At 69.6% G+C, this 16,099-nt stretch carries 15 protein-coding genes and 2 pseudogenes; 12 read left to right on the top strand and 5 right to left on the bottom strand.

Translation table 11 applies throughout. From position 1 onward, the window contains the following. Window positions 1–28 precede the first annotated feature (28 nt). Together LRS03_RS19540 and LRS03_RS19545 are read left to right on the top strand one after the other, a co-directional pair. Entirely contained in the window at window positions 29–3,148 is a 3,120-nt protein-coding gene (locus LRS03_RS19540; RefSeq protein ID WP_257827617.1) for a hypothetical protein, read from the top strand. A 156-nt stretch (window positions 3,149–3,304) separates the two neighbouring features. Continuing rightward, window positions 3,305–3,952 (top strand): PEP-CTERM sorting domain-containing protein, encoded by a 648-nt coding sequence (locus LRS03_RS19545; RefSeq protein ID WP_257827618.1) that lies wholly within the window; start codon window positions 3,305–3,307, stop codon window positions 3,950–3,952. Here LRS03_RS19545 and LRS03_RS19550 read toward each other — a convergent pair. From LRS03_RS19550 to LRS03_RS19560, 3 genes are read right to left on the bottom strand one after another with little or no spacing between them, the layout of a single operon-like run. Then, a complete protein-coding gene (locus LRS03_RS19550) occupies window positions 3,931–4,290 on the bottom strand; it encodes a cupin domain-containing protein (protein ID WP_257827619.1) in 360 nt (119 codons plus the stop codon). The genes LRS03_RS19545 and LRS03_RS19550 overlap by 22 nt on opposite strands. Before the next feature lie 38 nt (window positions 4,291–4,328). Next, entirely contained in the window at window positions 4,329–5,588 is a 1,260-nt protein-coding gene (locus LRS03_RS19555; protein ID WP_257827620.1) for an NAD(P)/FAD-dependent oxidoreductase, read from the bottom strand. Beyond that, window positions 5,585–5,911: a c-type cytochrome gene (locus LRS03_RS19560; RefSeq protein ID WP_257827621.1), complete on the bottom strand. Its 327-nt coding sequence runs from the start codon at window positions 5,909–5,911 to the stop codon at window positions 5,585–5,587. Before LRS03_RS19560 ends, LRS03_RS19555 begins: the two co-directional genes overlap by 4 nt. 127 nt (window positions 5,912–6,038) lie before the next feature. Here LRS03_RS19560 and LRS03_RS19565 point away from each other — a divergent pair, with 127 nt between their 5' ends. The 9 genes and pseudogenes from LRS03_RS19565 to LRS03_RS19605 all read left to right on the top strand — a co-directional run bounded on the left by LRS03_RS19565 (window position 6,039) and on the right by LRS03_RS19605 (window position 12,376). After that, complete coding sequence (locus tag LRS03_RS19565; RefSeq protein ID WP_257827622.1) at window positions 6,039–6,548, top strand: (2Fe-2S)-binding protein; 510 nt, start codon at window positions 6,039–6,041, stop codon at window positions 6,546–6,548. Beyond that, window positions 6,545–8,713, top strand: coding sequence for a xanthine dehydrogenase family protein molybdopterin-binding subunit (locus tag LRS03_RS19570; RefSeq protein WP_257827623.1), 2,169 nt, complete (start codon window positions 6,545–6,547; stop codon window positions 8,711–8,713). Before LRS03_RS19565 ends, LRS03_RS19570 begins: the two co-directional genes overlap by 4 nt. Beyond that, window positions 8,713–9,120, top strand: coding sequence for a sulfur oxidation c-type cytochrome SoxX (gene soxX / locus LRS03_RS19575; RefSeq protein WP_257827624.1), 408 nt, complete (start codon window positions 8,713–8,715; stop codon window positions 9,118–9,120). The genes LRS03_RS19570 and soxX overlap by 1 nt, the downstream gene beginning before the upstream one ends. Window positions 9,121–9,128: 8 nt before the next feature. After that, complete coding sequence (locus LRS03_RS19580; RefSeq protein WP_257827625.1) at window positions 9,129–9,554, top strand: SoxY-related AACIE arm protein; 426 nt, start codon at window positions 9,129–9,131, stop codon at window positions 9,552–9,554. 7 nt (window positions 9,555–9,561) lie between these two features. Next, window positions 9,562–9,882 (top strand): thiosulfate oxidation carrier complex protein SoxZ, encoded by a 321-nt coding sequence (gene soxZ / locus LRS03_RS19585; protein ID WP_257827627.1) that lies wholly within the window; start codon window positions 9,562–9,564, stop codon window positions 9,880–9,882. Between the two features lie 134 nt (window positions 9,883–10,016). Further along, window positions 10,017–10,511, top strand: a pseudogene (soxA, locus tag LRS03_RS19590) (sulfur oxidation c-type cytochrome SoxA); the annotation flags it as partial. Between the two features lie 194 nt (window positions 10,512–10,705). Beyond that, window positions 10,706–11,153 (top strand): annotated as a pseudogene (locus tag LRS03_RS19595) (hotdog fold thioesterase). Then, the gene (locus tag LRS03_RS19600) at window positions 11,150–11,641 is read left to right on the top strand and encodes a DinB family protein (RefSeq protein WP_257827628.1); all 492 of its coding nucleotides are present in this window, start codon (window positions 11,150–11,152) and stop codon (window positions 11,639–11,641) included. The pseudogene LRS03_RS19595 and the gene LRS03_RS19600 overlap by 4 nt, the downstream one beginning before the upstream one ends. Window positions 11,642–11,659: 18 nt before the next feature. Beyond that, the gene (locus LRS03_RS19605) at window positions 11,660–12,376 is read left to right on the top strand and encodes a glutathione S-transferase N-terminal domain-containing protein (protein WP_257827629.1); all 717 of its coding nucleotides are present in this window, start codon (window positions 11,660–11,662) and stop codon (window positions 12,374–12,376) included. Window positions 12,377–12,398: 22 nt separating this feature from the next. Here LRS03_RS19605 and LRS03_RS19610 read toward each other — a convergent pair whose 3' ends face one another. Next, window positions 12,399–14,909, bottom strand: a complete 2,511-nt coding sequence (locus LRS03_RS19610; protein ID WP_257827630.1) for an EAL domain-containing protein — start codon at window positions 14,907–14,909, stop codon at window positions 12,399–12,401. A gap of 187 nt (window positions 14,910–15,096) precedes the next feature. Here LRS03_RS19610 and LRS03_RS19615 point away from each other — a divergent pair, with 187 nt between their 5' ends. Then, window positions 15,097–15,330: a hypothetical protein gene (locus LRS03_RS19615; protein ID WP_257827631.1), complete on the top strand. Its 234-nt coding sequence runs from the start codon at window positions 15,097–15,099 to the stop codon at window positions 15,328–15,330. On the opposite strand, the gene LRS03_RS19620 is transcribed toward LRS03_RS19615, so the two are convergent. Next, on the bottom strand, window positions 15,323–16,093 hold the full coding sequence (locus tag LRS03_RS19620; protein WP_257827632.1) for a hypothetical protein: 771 nt from the start codon (window positions 16,091–16,093) through the stop codon (window positions 15,323–15,325). The two genes, LRS03_RS19615 and LRS03_RS19620, sit on opposite strands and share 8 nt — an antisense overlap. Between the last annotated feature and the right edge of the window lie 6 nt (window positions 16,094–16,099).

Here is a 16,099-nt window from a genome sequence, read left to right on the forward strand (position 1 = left end):
CGCATTGGGCACCCGAAGGAGACAAACGATGAGATCCCTTTCTCACGATCTCGCGCGATGGCGTTCGCGCGTGGTCGTCGCGGCCCTGGGCTTGACGCTGGGCGCGTCGGCCACCTGGGCCCAGACCACGACCACCCTGCTTCAGCAGAGTTTCACCGGCGGCCTCGGCACCTTCACCTCGGCGGGCAGCGTCAGCACCGGTGCGACCGGCGCGGTGATGCGCGGCAGCCTGCTGTCGACCGACGGTTCGGTGACCTCGGCCAGTTTCAGCACGGTGGGCTACAGCGCGCTGACGCTGAGCTTCACGCGCGTCACCGCCGGCGGGCTGACCAGCACCGAGGCCGGCATCGCCGAGGTGTCGACCAATGGCGGCGCCAGCTACACCGCCCTCGAAAGCACCCGGGTGACGACCTCCAGCCAGGCCTTGATCGCGCTGCCGACGAGCGCGGCCGGTCAGGCCAACGTGCGGCTGCGCTTCCGCATCAACGCCAACGGCACCGGCGACACCTACACGGTGAGCAACGTCACGCTGACCGGCACCATCGGCGGAGGTGGGGGCGGTGGTGGTGATGCCTCGCTGCCCGCACGCGGTGAATACGCCGCGTTCGAGAGCGGCCAGGTGCGCCCGATGGCCCTGTCCGCCGACGGCAACCGCCTGTACGTGACCAACACGCCCGACCACCGCGTCGAGATCTACAACGTGTCGGGCAGCACGCCCACGCTGATCGAGTCGGTCCCGGTCGGGCTGGAGCCGGTGGCCCTGGCGCTCGCACCTAACGGCAACCTGTGGGTCGTCAACCACCTGTCCGACAGCATCAGCATCGTCGACGTGTCGCGCACGCCGGCCCGCGTGGTCAACACGCTGCTGGTGGGCGACGAGCCGCGCGACATCGTGTTCGCCGGTGCGGGCAACAAGTGGGCCTTCATCACCGCAGCGCACCGCGGCCAGAACGCCGGCTTCGACCCGCAGATGCACACCCCCGGCATCGGCCGCGCCGACGTGTGGGTGTTCGACGCCGCCAACCCCGGCACCGCCTTCGGCGGCACGCCGGTCACGCGCCTGAACATGTTCGGCGACACCACCCGGGCCCTCGGCCGCAACGCCGACGGCTCGCGCGTCTACGCTGCGGTGTTCAACTCGGGCAACAAGACCACGGTGCTCAAGGCCGACATCCCGGACGGCGGCATTCCCAACAAGCCGCCGCCCAACGTGTCGATCACCGGCGTGACCGCGCCGATGACGCCGCTGATCGTGCAGAAGAATGCCGCCGGCAACTGGGTGGACTCTGGCGACCCGATCACCGGCACGCAGCCGCGCACCTGGAACAGCCGCGTCAAGCTCGACCTGCCCGACCTCGACGTCTTCACCATCGACACCACCGGCACCACGCCGCGCGTGATCGCCCAGGTGTCGGGCGTGGGCACCACGCTCTTCAACATCGCGGTGAACCCGACCAACGGCCGTGTCTACGTGAGCAACCAGGAAGCGCGCAACCTGGTGCGCTTTGAAGGCTCGGGCACACGCGGCTCCACCGTGCGTGGCCATTTCGTCGAAAGCCGCATCACGGTGATCAACGGCACCACCGCCACACCGCGCCACCTCAACAAGCACATCACCAGCTACAACCAGAGCCTCGGCACCGAGGCCGAGCGTGCCCTCGCCCTGGCCACGCCGCTGGAGATGGCCGTGTCGCCCGACGGGGCCAACCTCTTCGTGACGGCCATGGGCTCGAACCGCCTGGCGCGCATCAGCACCACGCAGCTCGAAGCCAACACCTTCACGCTGAGCAGTGGCGGCCAGGTCAACCTGACCGGCGGCGGCCCGACCGGCGTGGTGCTCAACCCGGCGCGCAACCTGGCCTACGTGCTCACGCGCTTCGACAACGGCATCTCGGTGGTCAACACCTCGGGCAACCTGAGCGAAGTGGCGCACGTGCGCATGTTCAACCCCGAGCCGAGCGAAGTCGTCGTCGGCCGCCCCTTCCTCTACGACGCCACGCTGACCTCCAGCCGCGGCGACTCGTCGTGCGCGGGCTGCCACATCTTCGGCGACATGGACCACCTCGCGTGGGACCTTGGCAACCCGGACGAAGAAGGCATTGCCAACACCAACGCCTACAGCCCGGAAGCGCCGAACTTCGGCCGCACGGCCACCTTCCATCCGCTGAAGGGGCCGATGACCACGCAGACCCTGCGCGGCATGCGCGGCCAGGGCCCGCTGCACTGGCGCGGTGACCGGCGCGGCAACAACCGCGTCGCCGGCCAGTCGCTGGAAGATGCGGCCTTCAAGGAGTTCAACGGCGCCTTCGTCGGCCTCCTGGGCCGGGGTTCGCAGCTCACCGCCGCGCAGATGGACCAGTTCACCAAGTTCGCGCTGCGGCTCGTGTTCCCGCCGAACCCGGTCGGCAACCTGGACGGCAGCCTCACCGCCGACCAGACCGCGGGCATGAACGTCTACAACTCGCGTGTGGACGGCCTGAGCACCTGCAACGACTGCCACACGCTGAACCCGGCCACGGGCCGCTTCGGCACCGACGGCACGATGGCGGTGGAAGGCAACAACGTCGCCGAGAACTTCAAGATCGCCGGGCTGCGCAACATGTACCAGAAGATCGGCATGTTCGCGACCAACAGCGGTGCGACGGGCACGCCCTCGTTCGGCAACCAGATCCGCGGCTTCGGCTTCGAGAACAGCGGCCAGTTCGGCAACCTCGACACCTTCTTCGCCTCGGCGGCCTTCCAGCTGACGACCGCGCAGCAGCAGCAGATCGACCGGCTGATGATGAGCGTTCCGACCGAGAACGCCAACATCGTCGGCCAGCAGGTGACCATCAGCCCGAGCAGCCCGTCTGCCGCGCGCACCCGCCTCGACATGCTGGTGGCCCGCGCCCTGGTGACCTCGCCGCGCCGCGAATGCGAGCTGGTGGCCAAGGGTGTGATCGGCAACGTGTCGCGCGGCTGGGTGATGAACGCATCGCGCAACTTCGTGCCCAACAGCAGCGCCGAACAACCCGTCACCTTGCAAGGCCTGCTCGACCAGGCCGCCTCCGACGGCGGCGCGCCCATCACCTTCACCTGCGCGCCGGTCGGCAACGGCACACGCATGGGGGTGGACCGTGATGGCAACGGCACCCGCGACCGTGGCTGAAGACTGAGCCCACGATCGACAGCGCCGGTGCCTCAGCGCACCGGCCTTTCGCTCACGGCCCCGCCGCGCGACAGCGTGGCGGGGTTTTTTCATGCGGAACGCGGCTTGCCCGCGCCAGGCGTCCTCAGCTCTGCACGCGATGCGCAGGAGACCGCCATGCCCAAGCCGCTCATTCACCAACGCGTCGGCGCACTGCTCCTGGCGTGTGTCGCCGGCGCCGCGCAAGCCACGCTGATCACTTTCGACGAACACCCATACCTGCCCGGCCCGCCAGGCGACGAATTCGCCTGGTATGCCGACCCGATCGGCGACCGCTACGACGCCCTCGGCGTGGACATCGGCGATGGCTACCTGCGGCCCCTCGGCAGCGACAACGAGTACACCGGCAGCCAGTACCTGCTCGGCGGCCCGTCGTTCAGCATTCGCTTCACCGGCGCGCTGCCGACTTACGTGAGCCTGTCCTTCGCCTCGCCGTCACCCCCGCTGCGGTCCATCGTCACCGCCAGCGGCCCGGGCAGTTTCTCGGTCCTGGCCGACACCGGTGGCTACTACTGGGGCGGGCCCGACATCGGCCTCGTGGAAACGCCCTACCGAGCGCACAGCACGGCCAGCTTCTTCTCCTTGCAGGGAATCGCCCAGCTCGACTTCTCGACCCACGGCATCAGCCGCAACATCGGCAAGATCGACAACCTTTATTTCGGCCACGTGCCGGCGGTGCCCGAGCCGGCCTCGCTGGCCCTTTGGGCCGCGGGCCTCGGCGTGCTGGGGGCGCTGGCGAAGCGTCAGTCGGCCAGGCGTTCGTAGCCGGCGCCCGCCGGCGACACGACCGAGATGAAGCGCAGCGGCTCGGCACCGGCGTTGAACACGCCGTGCACACAGCCGCGCGGGGCCACCACCACGTCGCCGGCCTGCAGCGGGCGCGTCGTGCCGGCCGCGTCGAGCTGGTAGTCGCCGCGGCCGCTGAGGATGGTCCAGGTGTCCTGCCCCTCGGGGTGCACATGGGCCGGGATGCACTGGCCGGGCTCTACGTGCCAGGCCACGATCACCGCGTCGGGCGTTTCGGCCACCACGATGCGCAGCGGCTCACCCTCGCGGGTGGGTTGGAAGTGGGCGGCGCTGGGGAAGATGCGGTTCGGGCTCATGCCCCGGGCGGCTCGCAAAAACCAGGCCGGGCTGCGGCTCACCCGAGCGTGTCGGCCCAGATGTTGCGCGCCCAGCCCTCGGCATACGCCGCCTCGGCCTCGTTGCGTTGCGCCGAGACGCCGCCGGAGCCGGGCACCGGCTTGAAGGTGGCCTCGGCCGCCACGTACTCGTGCACGCTCGCGACATGGATCGCGCTCGCATCGGCCACGTGGCTGTAGCAGGTGTTGGTGAGCATGGGGCGCGGGTTCACCGGCTGGCCCGTGAGCTGCGCCACGATCGCAGCCGCCGCCACCTTGGCATGCGCGTTGGCCATGTGGCCGCTCTTGGGCATGCCGCCGGCGGCGAGCACCGCGTCGCCGAGCACGTGCACGTCTTTCGCGGCGGTCGATTCGAGCGTGAGCCAGTCGACCTTGCACCAGCGGCCGGCATTCATCAGGCCGCTCTCGGCGGCGATGGTGTTGGCGCGCATCGGCGGCAGCAGGTTGAGCACGTCGGCGCGCACGTCGTCCTGCACTTCGATGCGGATGCGCCCGCCCTCCACGCCGATCACCTTGTGCAAGGGCCGGAACTCCACCCTCCCCGGGTACAGCTCGGCCCACGCTTTTTTGAAGAGGGTCGGCTTGGAGGTTACGTCGGGGTTCGCGTCGAGGATCAGCACCTTGGCTCTCGGCTTCGCCCGCTGGAAGTAGGCGGCGATCACGCTCGCGCGCTCATAGGGTCCGGGCGGACAGCGGTAGGGCGCTTCGGGCACCGAGATCGCGTAGACGCCGCCATCGGGCATGGCTTCGAGCTGGCGCCGCAGCGCGAGCGTCTCGGGCCCGGCCTTCCACGCCGGCAGCACCTGGCCGCTCGCGTGCGCGGCGCGCAGGCCGGCGATCTCGTCGAACAGCAGCTCCACGCCGGGTGAAACGACCAGCTTGTCGTAGCGCACGCTCGCCCCGCCGGCGAGCGTGACGGTCTTCGTGGGGGTGTCGAGGCGGGTGGCGCTGTCACGCACCCAGGTCACCCCGTGGCGTGACACCAGCGTGTTGTACGAGTGCGTGATGTCGGACAGCCGGCGCATGCCGCTCAGCACCAGGTTCGACACCGGGCACGACACGAAGCTCGCCTCTGGCTCGATCAGCACCACGTCGATCGTCCGGTCGGACAGCAGTCGCACGTAACGCGCCGCGGTGGCGCCGCCGAAGCCGCCGCCGACCACCACCACCTGCGCGCGTGCCGGCACGGTGGGCGCAGTGCCGCAGGCCCCGAGCGTGAGTGCGGCGCTGCTGCCGAGCAGGAGGTCGCGCCGTTTCACGGCGCCACCCTCGGCAGCGCGGAGAAGTAGGCCGCGAGTTGTTCGATCTGCTCCGGTGTGTAGCCCTTGGCGATCTGGTGCATCACCGTCGCGGGGCGGGTGCCGTCGCGAAAGGCGGTCAGCTGCGACTGCAGGTACTGCCGGTCGAGGCCGCGCAGGCTCACCATGCCGGCGCCGCTCACCGCGCGGCCGTCGGTGCCGTGGCAGGCCGCGCAGGTCGCGGCGAGCGAGCGTGTGGCAAGGTCGCCGCCAGGCTGCGCTGGCACGCTCGATGCGGCCAGCAGGCCGGCCAGAAACATGCCCGCGTGTCGTCGTCTCGCCATGCGTTCGTCTCCGTTCTTCGTGGCGCTGCATCTTGCGCCGCAGCGGGTCATTCCCCAGTCGCGTCAGGGTTTTAGCCTTGCCGCATGCTCGCCAGCCTCACCACCCCGGCAGCAAGGAGACGACCCGATGGCCACCCTTCACGTCAACGGCAAACCCCGAACCGTCAAGGTCGAACCCGAGACACCGCTGTTGTGGGTGCTGCGCGAGCAACTCGGCCTGACCGGCACCAAGTACGGCTGCGGTGTCGCCGCCTGCGGCGCCTGCACGGTGCACATCGACGGCCAGCCCACGCGCAGCTGCGTGCGGCCGGTGTCGTCGGTGTCGGCGAAGGAGAAGATCGTGACGATCGAAGGCCTGTCGGCCAAGGGTGACCACCCGGTGCAGAAGGCCTGGCAGGCGATGGACGTGCCGCAGTGCGGCTACTGCCAGTCCGGAATGATCATGGCCGCGGCCGCGCTGCTGAAGCAAAAGCCCAACCCGACCGACGCCGACATCGACGCGGCGATGACCAACATCTGCCGCTGCGGCACCTACAACCGCGTGCGCGCCGCGATCAAGGCCGCGGCCAAGGGCGGCGACATGAAGAAGCTGGCGGTCGACATCCAGCACATCGTCGAGGAAGGGAGGACCGCATGAGCACCGCAACCCTTTCTCGTCGTTCGTTCATCGGCGCTTCGACCGGGCTCGTCGTCGGTTTCCACATCCCGTTCGCCAGCGCGGCGACGACGCCTGCAGCCGCCACCACGCCCGAGATCAACGCCTGGGTCGTGGTGAAGCCTGACGACACGGTGGTCATCCGCATCGCCCGCTCCGAGATGGGCCAGGGCACGCTGACGGGCCTGGCGCAACTCGTCGCCGAAGAGCTCGACTGCAACTGGGCCAAGGTGACCACCGAGTACCCGACGCCGGGGCAGAACCTCGCGCGCAAACGGGCCTGGGGCAACTTCTCGACCGGCGGCAGCCGTGGCATCCGCGAATCGCACGACTACGTGCGCAAGGGCGGCGCGACCGCCCGTGTGATGCTCGTGCAGGCGGCGGCTGACAAGTGGAAGGTGCCGGCCAGCGAGTGCAGCGCGGCCAACAGCGTCATCACGCACACCCCCAGTGGCCGCACCGTGAGCTACGGCAAGGTCGCGCTGGCCGCCGCACAGCTCACGCCGCCCGCCGACGTGAAGCTGAAGGACCCGAAGGACTGGAAGCTCGCCGGCAAGCCGCTTGCTCGCCTGGACACCGTCGACAAGACCACCGGCGCGCAGGTCTACGGCAGCGACCTGAAGCTGCCCGGCATGCTCAACGCTGCCATCAAGGACTGCCCTGTCTTCGGCGGCAAGGTGAAGCGCATCGACGAAGCCGCGATTGCCAAACGCCCCGGCGTGAAGAAGGTGGTGCGGGTGGGCGACAGCGCGGTGGCGGTCGTGGCCGACACCTGGTGGCACGCCAAGAGCGCGCTCGACGCCCTGCCGATCGAGTGGGACGAAGGCCCGCATGCCAAGGTGTCGAGCGCCGACATCGCGGCCACGCTGAAGGAAGGGCTGGACGCGCCGCAGGCGGTGGTCGGCAACAGCAACGGCGATGCGAAGGCCGCGCTTGCCGGCAGCACGCGTGTGATCGAGGCGGTGTATTCGTATCCGTTCCAGAACCACGCGACGATGGAGACGATGAACGCGACGGTGAGGTACACCCCCGAGCGTTGCGAGGTCTGGACGCCCACGCAGAACGGCGAAGCCGCGCTCGCCGCCGCCAGCGAAGCCTCGGGCCTGCCGGCCGAGAAGTGCGAGGTCTACAAACTGCTGCTGGGCGGTGGCTTCGGCCGGCGCGGCGCGGTGCACGACTGGGTGCGCCAGGCAGTGGCCATCGCGAAGGAACTGCCCGGCACGCCGGTCAAGCTGATCTGGTCGCGCGAAGAAGACATGACGCACGGCCGCTACCACCCGGTCACACAGTGCAAGCTGCGCGCGGCGCTCGACGCCGACGGCAAGCTCAGCGCCCTGCACATGCGCATCTCCGGGCAGTCGATCCTCGCGGGCGTGTTCCCTCAGATGATCAAGGACGGCAAGGACCCGGTGGTCTTCCAGGGCCTGAACCCACCGGGGCCCGAGGCGTCGATCGGCTACAGCGTGCCGCACCTGTTGGTCGACCATGCGATGCGCAACCCGCATGTGCCGCCGGGCTTCTGGCGCGGGGTCAACCTGAACCAGAACGCCATCTACCTCGAATGCTTCATCGACGAGCTGGCGCATGCGGCCAAACAAGACCCGCTCGCCTTCCGCCGCACGCTGATGGCCCAGCACCCCAAGCACCTCGCGGTGCTCGAGGCCGCGGCCAAGGGTGCCGGCTGGGGCACCCCCGCGCCGGCCGGCGTGTACCGCGGCCTCGCACAGACCATGGGCTTCGGCAGCTACGTCGCGGCCTGCGCCGAGGTGTCGGTGAGCGACGAGGGCAAGCTCAAGATCCACCGCATCGTGGCCGCCACCGACTGCGGCCACGCGGTCAACCCGCAGCAGATCGCGGCGCAGGTCGAAGGCTCGTTCGTCTACGGCCTGTCGGCCGCGCTCTTCGGCGAGTGCACGGTGAAAGACGGCCGCATCGAGCAAGACAACTTCAGCACCTACCCGGTGCTGCAGATGGACGGCATGCCGCAGGTCGAGACCATCGTCATGCCCTCGGGCGGCTTCTGGGGTGGCGTGGGCGAGCCGACGATTGCGGTGGCCGCGCCGGCGGTGCTGAACGCGATCTTTGCCGCCACCGGCAAACGCATCCGCGACCTGCCGCTGCGCCACCACAGCTTGAAGAAGGCTTGATGAGGGGACTGGTCGCGTTGTGGTGTGCGGGCCTCGCGGCCTGTGCGACGCCGATGGGCGACAGCCAGGCGCCGCTGACCAGCCTGCCGGGCGACGCGGCACGCGGGCGCGCGATTGCCGCGAGCCGGCAGGCCGGCCTGTGCCTGCTGTGCCACACCGCGCCCATTCCCGAAGACCGCTTCCAGGGCAACCTCGCGCCCGACCTCGCCGGCGTGGGCAGCCGCTACAGCGCCGCACAGCTGCGCGCCCGTGTCGTCGACGCGCGCCGCTTCAACCCCGAGACCATCATGCCGGCTTACCACCGCAGCGAGGGCCTGACCCGCGTGGCCCCGGCGCTGCGCGGCAAGACCTTGCTGACGGCGCAGGAGGTGGAAGACGTCGTGGCCTGGCTGGTCACGCTGCAGTAGGGTCGGGCATGAAACGAAGAGAGCTGCTCGTGGGCCTGGGTGCGGTGGTGGTGTTGCCCGCACGCGCCACCTCGTCCGAGATGGAGGCGGCCATCCGCGGGTATGCCGACGGCCGGCCGGTCACGCGCGGCAAGGTGAAGCTCGACGTGCCGCCGCTGGTGGAAAACGGCAACGCCGTGCCGCTCACCGTCACCGTCGACAGCCCGATGACCGCCGCGGCGCACGTGACCGGCATCGCCGTCTTCAACGACCGCAACCCGCAGCGCGACGTGGTGCGCTTCACGCTCACGCCGCGCTCGGGCCGTGCGCAGGTGTCGTCGCGCATCCGCCTGGCGACCTCGCAGCAGCTGGTGGCGGTGGCGCGCCTGAGCGACGGCACGTATTGGTCGGACGCGGTCGACGTGCTGGTCACGCTCGCGGCCTGCCTGGAGTGATCGCACGATGGCCCGCACGCTGATCACCGTCCCCACCGCGGCCAGGAAAGGCGAGGTGATCGAGTTGCGCGCGCTCATCGCCCACGTGATGGAAACCGGTTTCCGTCCCGACGCCAACGGCAGCACCAAGCCGCGCGACCTCATCACCCACTTCAGCTGCCGCTACAACGGCGAGCTGGTGTTCAGCGCCGAGCTGTACCCGGCGGTGGCCGCCAACCCGTACATCGCCTTCACCACCGTGGCCACCGAGAGCGGCACGCTCACGTTCGAGTGGACGGGCGACAACGGCTTCCAGCAGAGCGAAAGCGTGAAGATCACGGTCGCATGAAGCTTGCCGCGCTCGGGTTTGCGTTCGTGTCCGTCGCCACCGCCGTGTGCGCGCAGGATGCCCGTCGCTCCGGCTTCGACGACATGAGCCCCGCCACGCAGGCGATGCAGCGCGACGACCTGCAGAACCCCGGCATGCTGTGGGTGCAGGACGGCGCGGCACTGTGGGTCAAGCCGCTGTCGAGCGAGCGCAAGGCCTGCGCCGGCTGCCACACGGTGGCGTCGATGCGCGGCGTGGCCGCACGCTACCCCGCCTTCGATGCCGTGCTGCAGCGCCCCGTCAACCTGGGTCAGCGCATCAACCTCTGCCGCGAGCGCCACCAGAGGGCGGCGCCCCATGCGTACGAAAGCCCCGACCTGCTCGCACTCGAAAGCTTCGTCGGCCATCAGTCGCGCGGCCTGCCCATCGCGCCCCCCGAGGATGTGCGTCTGCAGCCTTACCGCGCCCGCGGCGAAGCGATGTACCAGCAGCGCCTCGGCCAGCTCGACCTCTCGTGCGCGCAGTGCCATGACCAGCGCGCCGGCCTGCGTCTCGGCGGAAACCTCATTCCGCAAGGCCGCGCCAACGGCTACCCGCTGTACCGATTGGAGTGGCAATCGCTCGGCTCGCTGCAGCGGCGGCTGCGCAACTGCCTCACCGGCGTGCGTGCCGAGCCTTACGCCTACGGCGACATGGCCTTGATCGAGCTGGGCTCTACCTCGCCAGGCGCGACCAGGGCATGGCGATCGAGACCCCGGCCGTGCGGCCCTGACGTCCAAGGCCTGCCCTCTGCAAGAACGCAGGGCCTCTGCCAAACTCGCTGCTCCCTCACTCGCGACGTGCCATGCCCGCCATCTGGAAACAACCCGTCTCCGTCGAGCTGCTCACGACGATCAGTGTCAACACTGCGTCTGACCATGTCGGCATCGAGTTCACCGAGGTCGGCGACGACTTTCTCGCCGCACGCATGCCGGTCGATCAGCGCACCCGGCAGCCGGCGGGCATCCTGCACGGCGGGGTGTCGGTGGTGCTGGCCGAGACCCTGGGCTCCTGCGCCGCCGCGTTCGCCGCACCGAAGGGCCATCGCGTGGTGGGCCTGGACATCAACGCCAACCACATCCGGCCCGTGAGTCTCGGGCTGGGTCACCGGCACCGTGCGGCCGGTGCACATCGGCCGCACCACGCAGGTGTGGCAGATCGAGATCAAGAACGAGGAAGGCAAGCTCAGCTGCCTGTCGCGCATCACGATGGCAGTGCTGATTCCCGATGATGCGAAAGGAGCCACGCCATGAGCGCATCGACCCTGCTGCACGCGCTGTTCAAGGAAAAGGCCTGGATCAACGCGCAGTTCTTCGCGCAACTCGATCCCCTCGACGACGCGAGCCGCCACACCGCGCTGCGCACGCTCAACCACATCCACACGGTCGACCGCATCTTCCGTGGCCACCTGAGCGGGCAACCGCACGGGTTGGACGGCACCAACACGCCCGACACGCCGACCGTCGCCCAGCTGCGCGATGCGGTGGCCGAGCTCGACCGCTGGTACGTCGACTACACACGCGACCTCACGCCCGCGCAGCTCGACGAGCGCCTCGCCTTCACCTTCACCGATGGCGACAAGGGCCTGATGTCGCGCGAGGAAATCCTCGCCCACGTCATCACGCACGGTGCGTATCACCGCGGCGAAGTCGGCCGCGTGATGAAGAGCGCCTCGCTCACGCCGCCGCGCGACCTCTTCACCCGCTTTCTCCACCAGGCCGAGCCGGCACGGCGCGGCTGACCCTCACCCGACGACGACATGACGCTGAACGACTTTCCCGCTGGTTTTCCAATCACGAAGAAGTGGCCCGCACGCCACCCCGATCGCCTGCAGCTCTACTCGCTGCCCACGCCCAACGGCGTGAAGGTCTCGATCGCCCTCGAAGAGACCGGCCTGCCGTATGAAGCGCACCTGATCGACTTCAACACCAACGACCAGATGTCGCCGGAGTTCCTGTCGCTCAACCCGAACAACAAGATCCCCGCCATCATCGACCCGCACGGCCCGAACGGCGAGCCGCTGGCGCTCTTCGAGTCGGGCGCGATCCTCGTCTACCTCGCGGCCAAGACCGGGCAACTGATGCCCGTCGACGTGGCGCAGCGCTACGAGACGCTGCAGTGGCTGATGTTCCAGATGGGTGGCATCGGGCCGATGTTTGGGCAGGTCGGCTTCTTCCACAAGTTCGCGGGCAAGGACTACGAAGACAAGCGCCCGCGCGACCGCTACGTGGCCGAGAGCAAGCGGCTGCTGGGCGTGCTCGACCAGCGCCTGAAGGGCCGCGCGTGGATCATGGGCGATGACTACACCATCGCCGACATCGCCACCTTCCCGTGGGTGCGCAACATGGTCGGCTTCTACGGCGCGGGCGAGCTGGTCGGCTTCGACGACTTCGCCGAGGTCAAGCGTGTGCTGGCGGCCTTCGTGGCGCGCCCGGCGGTGCAGCGCGGGCTGACCATCCCGCAGCGTCCGGCCTGAGCCGGCGTCACTGACACCGGGCTCAGCCGGCGACGAGCTCCGACCAGCTGGTGCGCGGCTCGCCGAGCACGAAGCCCTGCGCGTAGTCGACGCCGGCCGAGCGCAGGCGCTGCAATACCGAGGTGTCTTCGATCAGCGGGGCGATCACCACCGCCTTCATCGCATGCGCGAGGTCGGTCATCGCGCGCACCATCAGCACGCCGATCTCGTCGTTCGCCAGCCCCTGCACCAGCGTGCCGTCGAGCTTGACGGCCGACAGCGGCAGCCCGCGCAGGTGGCCCAGGCCACCGAGGCCACGGCCGTATTCGTCGAGCAGCAGGCGCACGCCGAGCTGGTGCAGCTCGTTGAGCACCGGCTGCAGCGCCTGCAGGTGGCCGGCGAGTTCGCTTTCCTTGATCTCCAGGCACAGCTGGCCGGGCGCGAAGGCGCCCTCGCGCAGCAAGGTCGTCAGGCGCGCGAGGTAGCCCGCGTCAAGCAGCGAGGCGGTGGCCACGTTGAGGTGGAAGCGCGAGGCCACCGGCCGCTCCTGGCGCGCGAGCATCAGTGCGATGCGGTCCATCACCCAGCCGTCGAGCGCGGGCATCAGCTCGAAGCGCTCGGCCTGCGACAGGAAGGCGCGCGGCGCGAGCTGGGTGTCGACGTCGTCGAGCCGCACGAACACCTCGTGCCCGTACAAGGCCTCGGCCGGCAGGTTGTCGCTGGCCCCCTCGGGCAGTCGGCGCAGCTCGAAGATGGGCTGGAACTGCAGCGCGAAGTTGCCGGCGGCCAGCGCGATCTTGAGTCGCTCCGACCACGACTGCTGCAGCGTGGCCAGCGCGCCGGCATCGCCGCCGAGGTCGAACATGTGGATGCGGTTGCGGCCTTCGCGCTTGGCGATGTGGCAGGCCGCGTCGGCGCAGTTCATCGCATAGGCGGGCGAGAGCGTGTGGCGGCTCAGGCGCGCGATGCCCACGCTGCCCGAGACCTCGAAGCTGCGGCCACCGTGTGTGAAGTCGCCGTCGTCGAGGATGGCGCGGAACTTCTCGGCCAGTGCCAGCACGCTGCCGTCGTCGACGTTGCGCAAGAGCACCGCGAACTCATCACCGGCGAGGCGCGCCACCAGGTCGGACTGGCGCGAGCGCGACTTGAGCTTGCGCCCGATGCTCGCCAGCAGCGCATCGCCCGCGGCATGGCCGGCGGTGTCGTTGATCTGCTTGAAGCGGTCGAGGTCGATGAAGAGCAGCGCACTCTGCTCGGCGCTTCGGCGCAGGCGGAAGATCTCCTGCTCCAGCATGTATTCGAAGTGGCGGCGGTTGTGCAGCTTGGTCAGGTGGTCGTGGCGCAGCTGCCATTGCGTCTCGGCCTCGTGGCGCTTGCGCTCGGCGATGTCGCGGAAGGCCACCACCACGCCCACACATTCGCCGCCCTGGTGCTGGTTCTGGAAGAGCGGGCGCACGGTGCACTCGACGTTGAGCATCTCGCCGTCGGCACGCCAGAACACTGTCTCCCAGTTGCTGAGCGAATCGCCCAGTTCGTAGGCCTGCTGCAGGAAGCAGGTTTCGGCCGGCACGGGGCGGCCGCGCTCGTCGCTGTGGTGCAGGCGATCGTGGGCCGACAGTCCGACGAGCTCGTCTTCGTGCGCGCACTGCAGGAGGCGCAGCGCGGCCGGGTTGACGAAGGTGATGCGGCCCTGGCGGTCCACACCGTACACCCCGTCGCCTACCGACGAGAGGATCAGCTCCAGGCGCTGGCCTTCGTCTTTCAGCCGGCGCTCGCGCTCGCACAGGCGGGCCATGCTGTCGACGCGTGCGACCACGAGTGCGTCGGACTCGTTCTTGAACATGCACTCGCTCGCGCCCGCCTCCAGGCAGTCGCTGATGAGGCCTTCTTCGTACGAGCCGGTGAGCACCGCGAGCGTCAAGTCGCGCGTGGCGGGCAGCTCGCGCAGGGCGCGACACAGCGCCGCGCCGTTCATGCCCGGCATGAAGTAGTCGATGACGGCGAGGTCGAAACGTTCGGCCTGCACCCGCCGCAGCGCGGCTTCGGCGTCTTCGCAGGCGACGACCGCATAGCCGTGGTTGCGCAGCAGGCGCTGGTACTTGGTGCGGCTGGTGCGCGAGTCGTCGACCAGCAGCACCTTGAGCGCCGTGGGCGACTCGGCGTCGGGCCGCAGGTCGCTCGCCACCTGGTCGAGCAGGCCACGCACCAGGCGCGGCACTTCCGACGGGCGCTGCAGGCGCTGCACGCGGGTGTAGGCGCGGCCGGTGGCCAGCGTTGCATCGACGCGAGACGGGTCGGCCGCCAGCACCACCAGCGCGAGCCGTTGGCAGTCGGGCTTCTGCAAGCGTTGAGCGAAGGCCTCGCACACAGCGGCGGGTGTGTTCGACCAGCCGAGGATCAGCGTCGCCAGGCCACGCGACAGCTCCTGGTCGAAAGCCTCGAGCGCGCTCGGGTCAGCCGGCAGCGCCACCACGGCAAAGCCGTGGCGCAGCAGCAGCTTTTCCAGGCCGCAGCGCAGGGTGGGCGATGACTCGACGACCAGCAATCGGTGCATGGCGGTGATGGTAGGAGGGGCTCTTCACCGGTGAGCTTCGCATTCCGTGAGCAATTTGCAAAAAGGCGCGAATGCCCGGTGCAGTGTCGGTTAGGCTGTGGCAAACAACACGCATCGCTGCCGAGAGCGCCCCGTACGTGAAAGCACTGAGCCCCTGTTTCTCGCCCTGTCGCTGTCGGCCTGCATCGTGGTGCCGCGCACGGAGATCGTGTTCGACGACGACTGCAAGATCCAGAAGCGGCAGATGGTGCTCGACGTGCACCAGGTGGGCTACTTCGGCGGCTGCGCCAACAACGGCTGCGTCGCGCTGCTGGTGGGGGTGGGCGCGGTGGCCACCGCGAGCGCCGTCATCTCGGGCAGCATCGCGGTGGTCGGCAACGTCGTCTACTGGCTGGAGCGGCGCGGCCAGTGCTTCAGGTAGGGCGGCGCGCCGGCAGGGCGATGCGCCCGCTCGTGGCAGCCTGCGTGGCCAGCGCGGCCAACGTGGCCACGGCGAAGGCCCAGGCCGTGCCCCAGGCCGGCAGACCCAGCGCGAGCACGAAGCAGAAGGCGACGAAGGCGTAGAGCCCGGTCGCCATCGCGCGCAGCAGTGCGGCGGCGAAGCCCGCACCCTGTTGGCGGTGCGAGAACACCGCCAGCACGATGCCCAGCACCGGGAACACCGCCAGGAGGCCGCTCCACGCCGGCCCGAGCGTCGCGGCGGCCGTGGTCACCGCCACCGTCAGCACCGCGCCGGCGAGCATGCGCAGCAGCAGCTCGACCGGGCCCATCGGGTGACCGGCCGGCGGAGGCGTCACCCCGGGAAAGAACCGCGGTGCGGCCAGCAGCGTGACGAGCGACACGGCAAGCGCGAGACCGGCCGACACCCGCAGCGACGACAGCCCCCAGGCCGCCGCGCCCCAGGCCGCGAGGCCGGCCGCCAGCGCAATGGGCCACGGCCCGCGCAGGCCGGCATGCGCATATGCCAGGCTGAAGCTCACCGACGCCAGCACCGCCGACAAGGCGAGCGTCGCCGCGTCGGCCGCGAAGCCCGCGCCTCGTTCGACGGCCAGGAAGAAGAGGATCGGTCCGGTCACCACCGGCAGGCCGGCCAGCCAGCCGGCGACCTGCGGCCCGAAGCGCCGCCCCGCCAGCGACAGCATCAGCAAGAAGGCGGGAACGAGCAGCAGCTTGAGCGTGAGCAAGGCGTT

Origin of the sequence: Rhizobacter sp. J219 (genome assembly GCF_024700055.1) — a bacterium.
GTDB lineage: Bacteria > Pseudomonadota > Gammaproteobacteria > Burkholderiales > Burkholderiaceae_C > Rhizobacter.

What these genes read in the sequence shown, in the direction of transcription:
- soxZ (WP_257827627.1), top strand. Translation starts at nt 9,562, where the DNA reads ATGGCCCGCACGCTGATCACCGTCCCCACCGCGGCCAGGAAAGGCGAG.
- LRS03_RS19560 (WP_257827621.1), bottom strand. Translation starts at nt 5,911, where the DNA reads ATGGCGAGACGACGACACGCGGGCATGTTTCTGGCCGGCCTGCTGGCC.
- LRS03_RS19570 (WP_257827623.1), top strand. Translation starts at nt 6,545, where the DNA reads ATGAGCACCGCAACCCTTTCTCGTCGTTCGTTCATCGGCGCTTCGACC.
- LRS03_RS19610 (WP_257827630.1), bottom strand. Translation starts at nt 14,909, where the DNA reads ATGCACCGATTGCTGGTCGTCGAGTCATCGCCCACCCTGCGCTGCGGC.
- LRS03_RS19550 (WP_257827619.1), bottom strand. Translation starts at nt 4,290, where the DNA reads ATGAGCCCGAACCGCATCTTCCCCAGCGCCGCCCACTTCCAACCCACC.
- LRS03_RS19605 (WP_257827629.1), top strand. Translation starts at nt 11,660, where the DNA reads ATGACGCTGAACGACTTTCCCGCTGGTTTTCCAATCACGAAGAAGTGG.
- LRS03_RS19565 (WP_257827622.1), top strand. Translation starts at nt 6,039, where the DNA reads ATGGCCACCCTTCACGTCAACGGCAAACCCCGAACCGTCAAGGTCGAA.
- LRS03_RS19545 (WP_257827618.1), top strand. Translation starts at nt 3,305, where the DNA reads ATGCCCAAGCCGCTCATTCACCAACGCGTCGGCGCACTGCTCCTGGCG.
- soxX (WP_257827624.1), top strand. Translation starts at nt 8,713, where the DNA reads ATGAGGGGACTGGTCGCGTTGTGGTGTGCGGGCCTCGCGGCCTGTGCG.
- LRS03_RS19600 (WP_257827628.1), top strand. Translation starts at nt 11,150, where the DNA reads ATGAGCGCATCGACCCTGCTGCACGCGCTGTTCAAGGAAAAGGCCTGG.
- LRS03_RS19540 (WP_257827617.1), top strand. Translation starts at nt 29, where the DNA reads ATGAGATCCCTTTCTCACGATCTCGCGCGATGGCGTTCGCGCGTGGTC.
- LRS03_RS19580 (WP_257827625.1), top strand. Translation starts at nt 9,129, where the DNA reads ATGAAACGAAGAGAGCTGCTCGTGGGCCTGGGTGCGGTGGTGGTGTTG.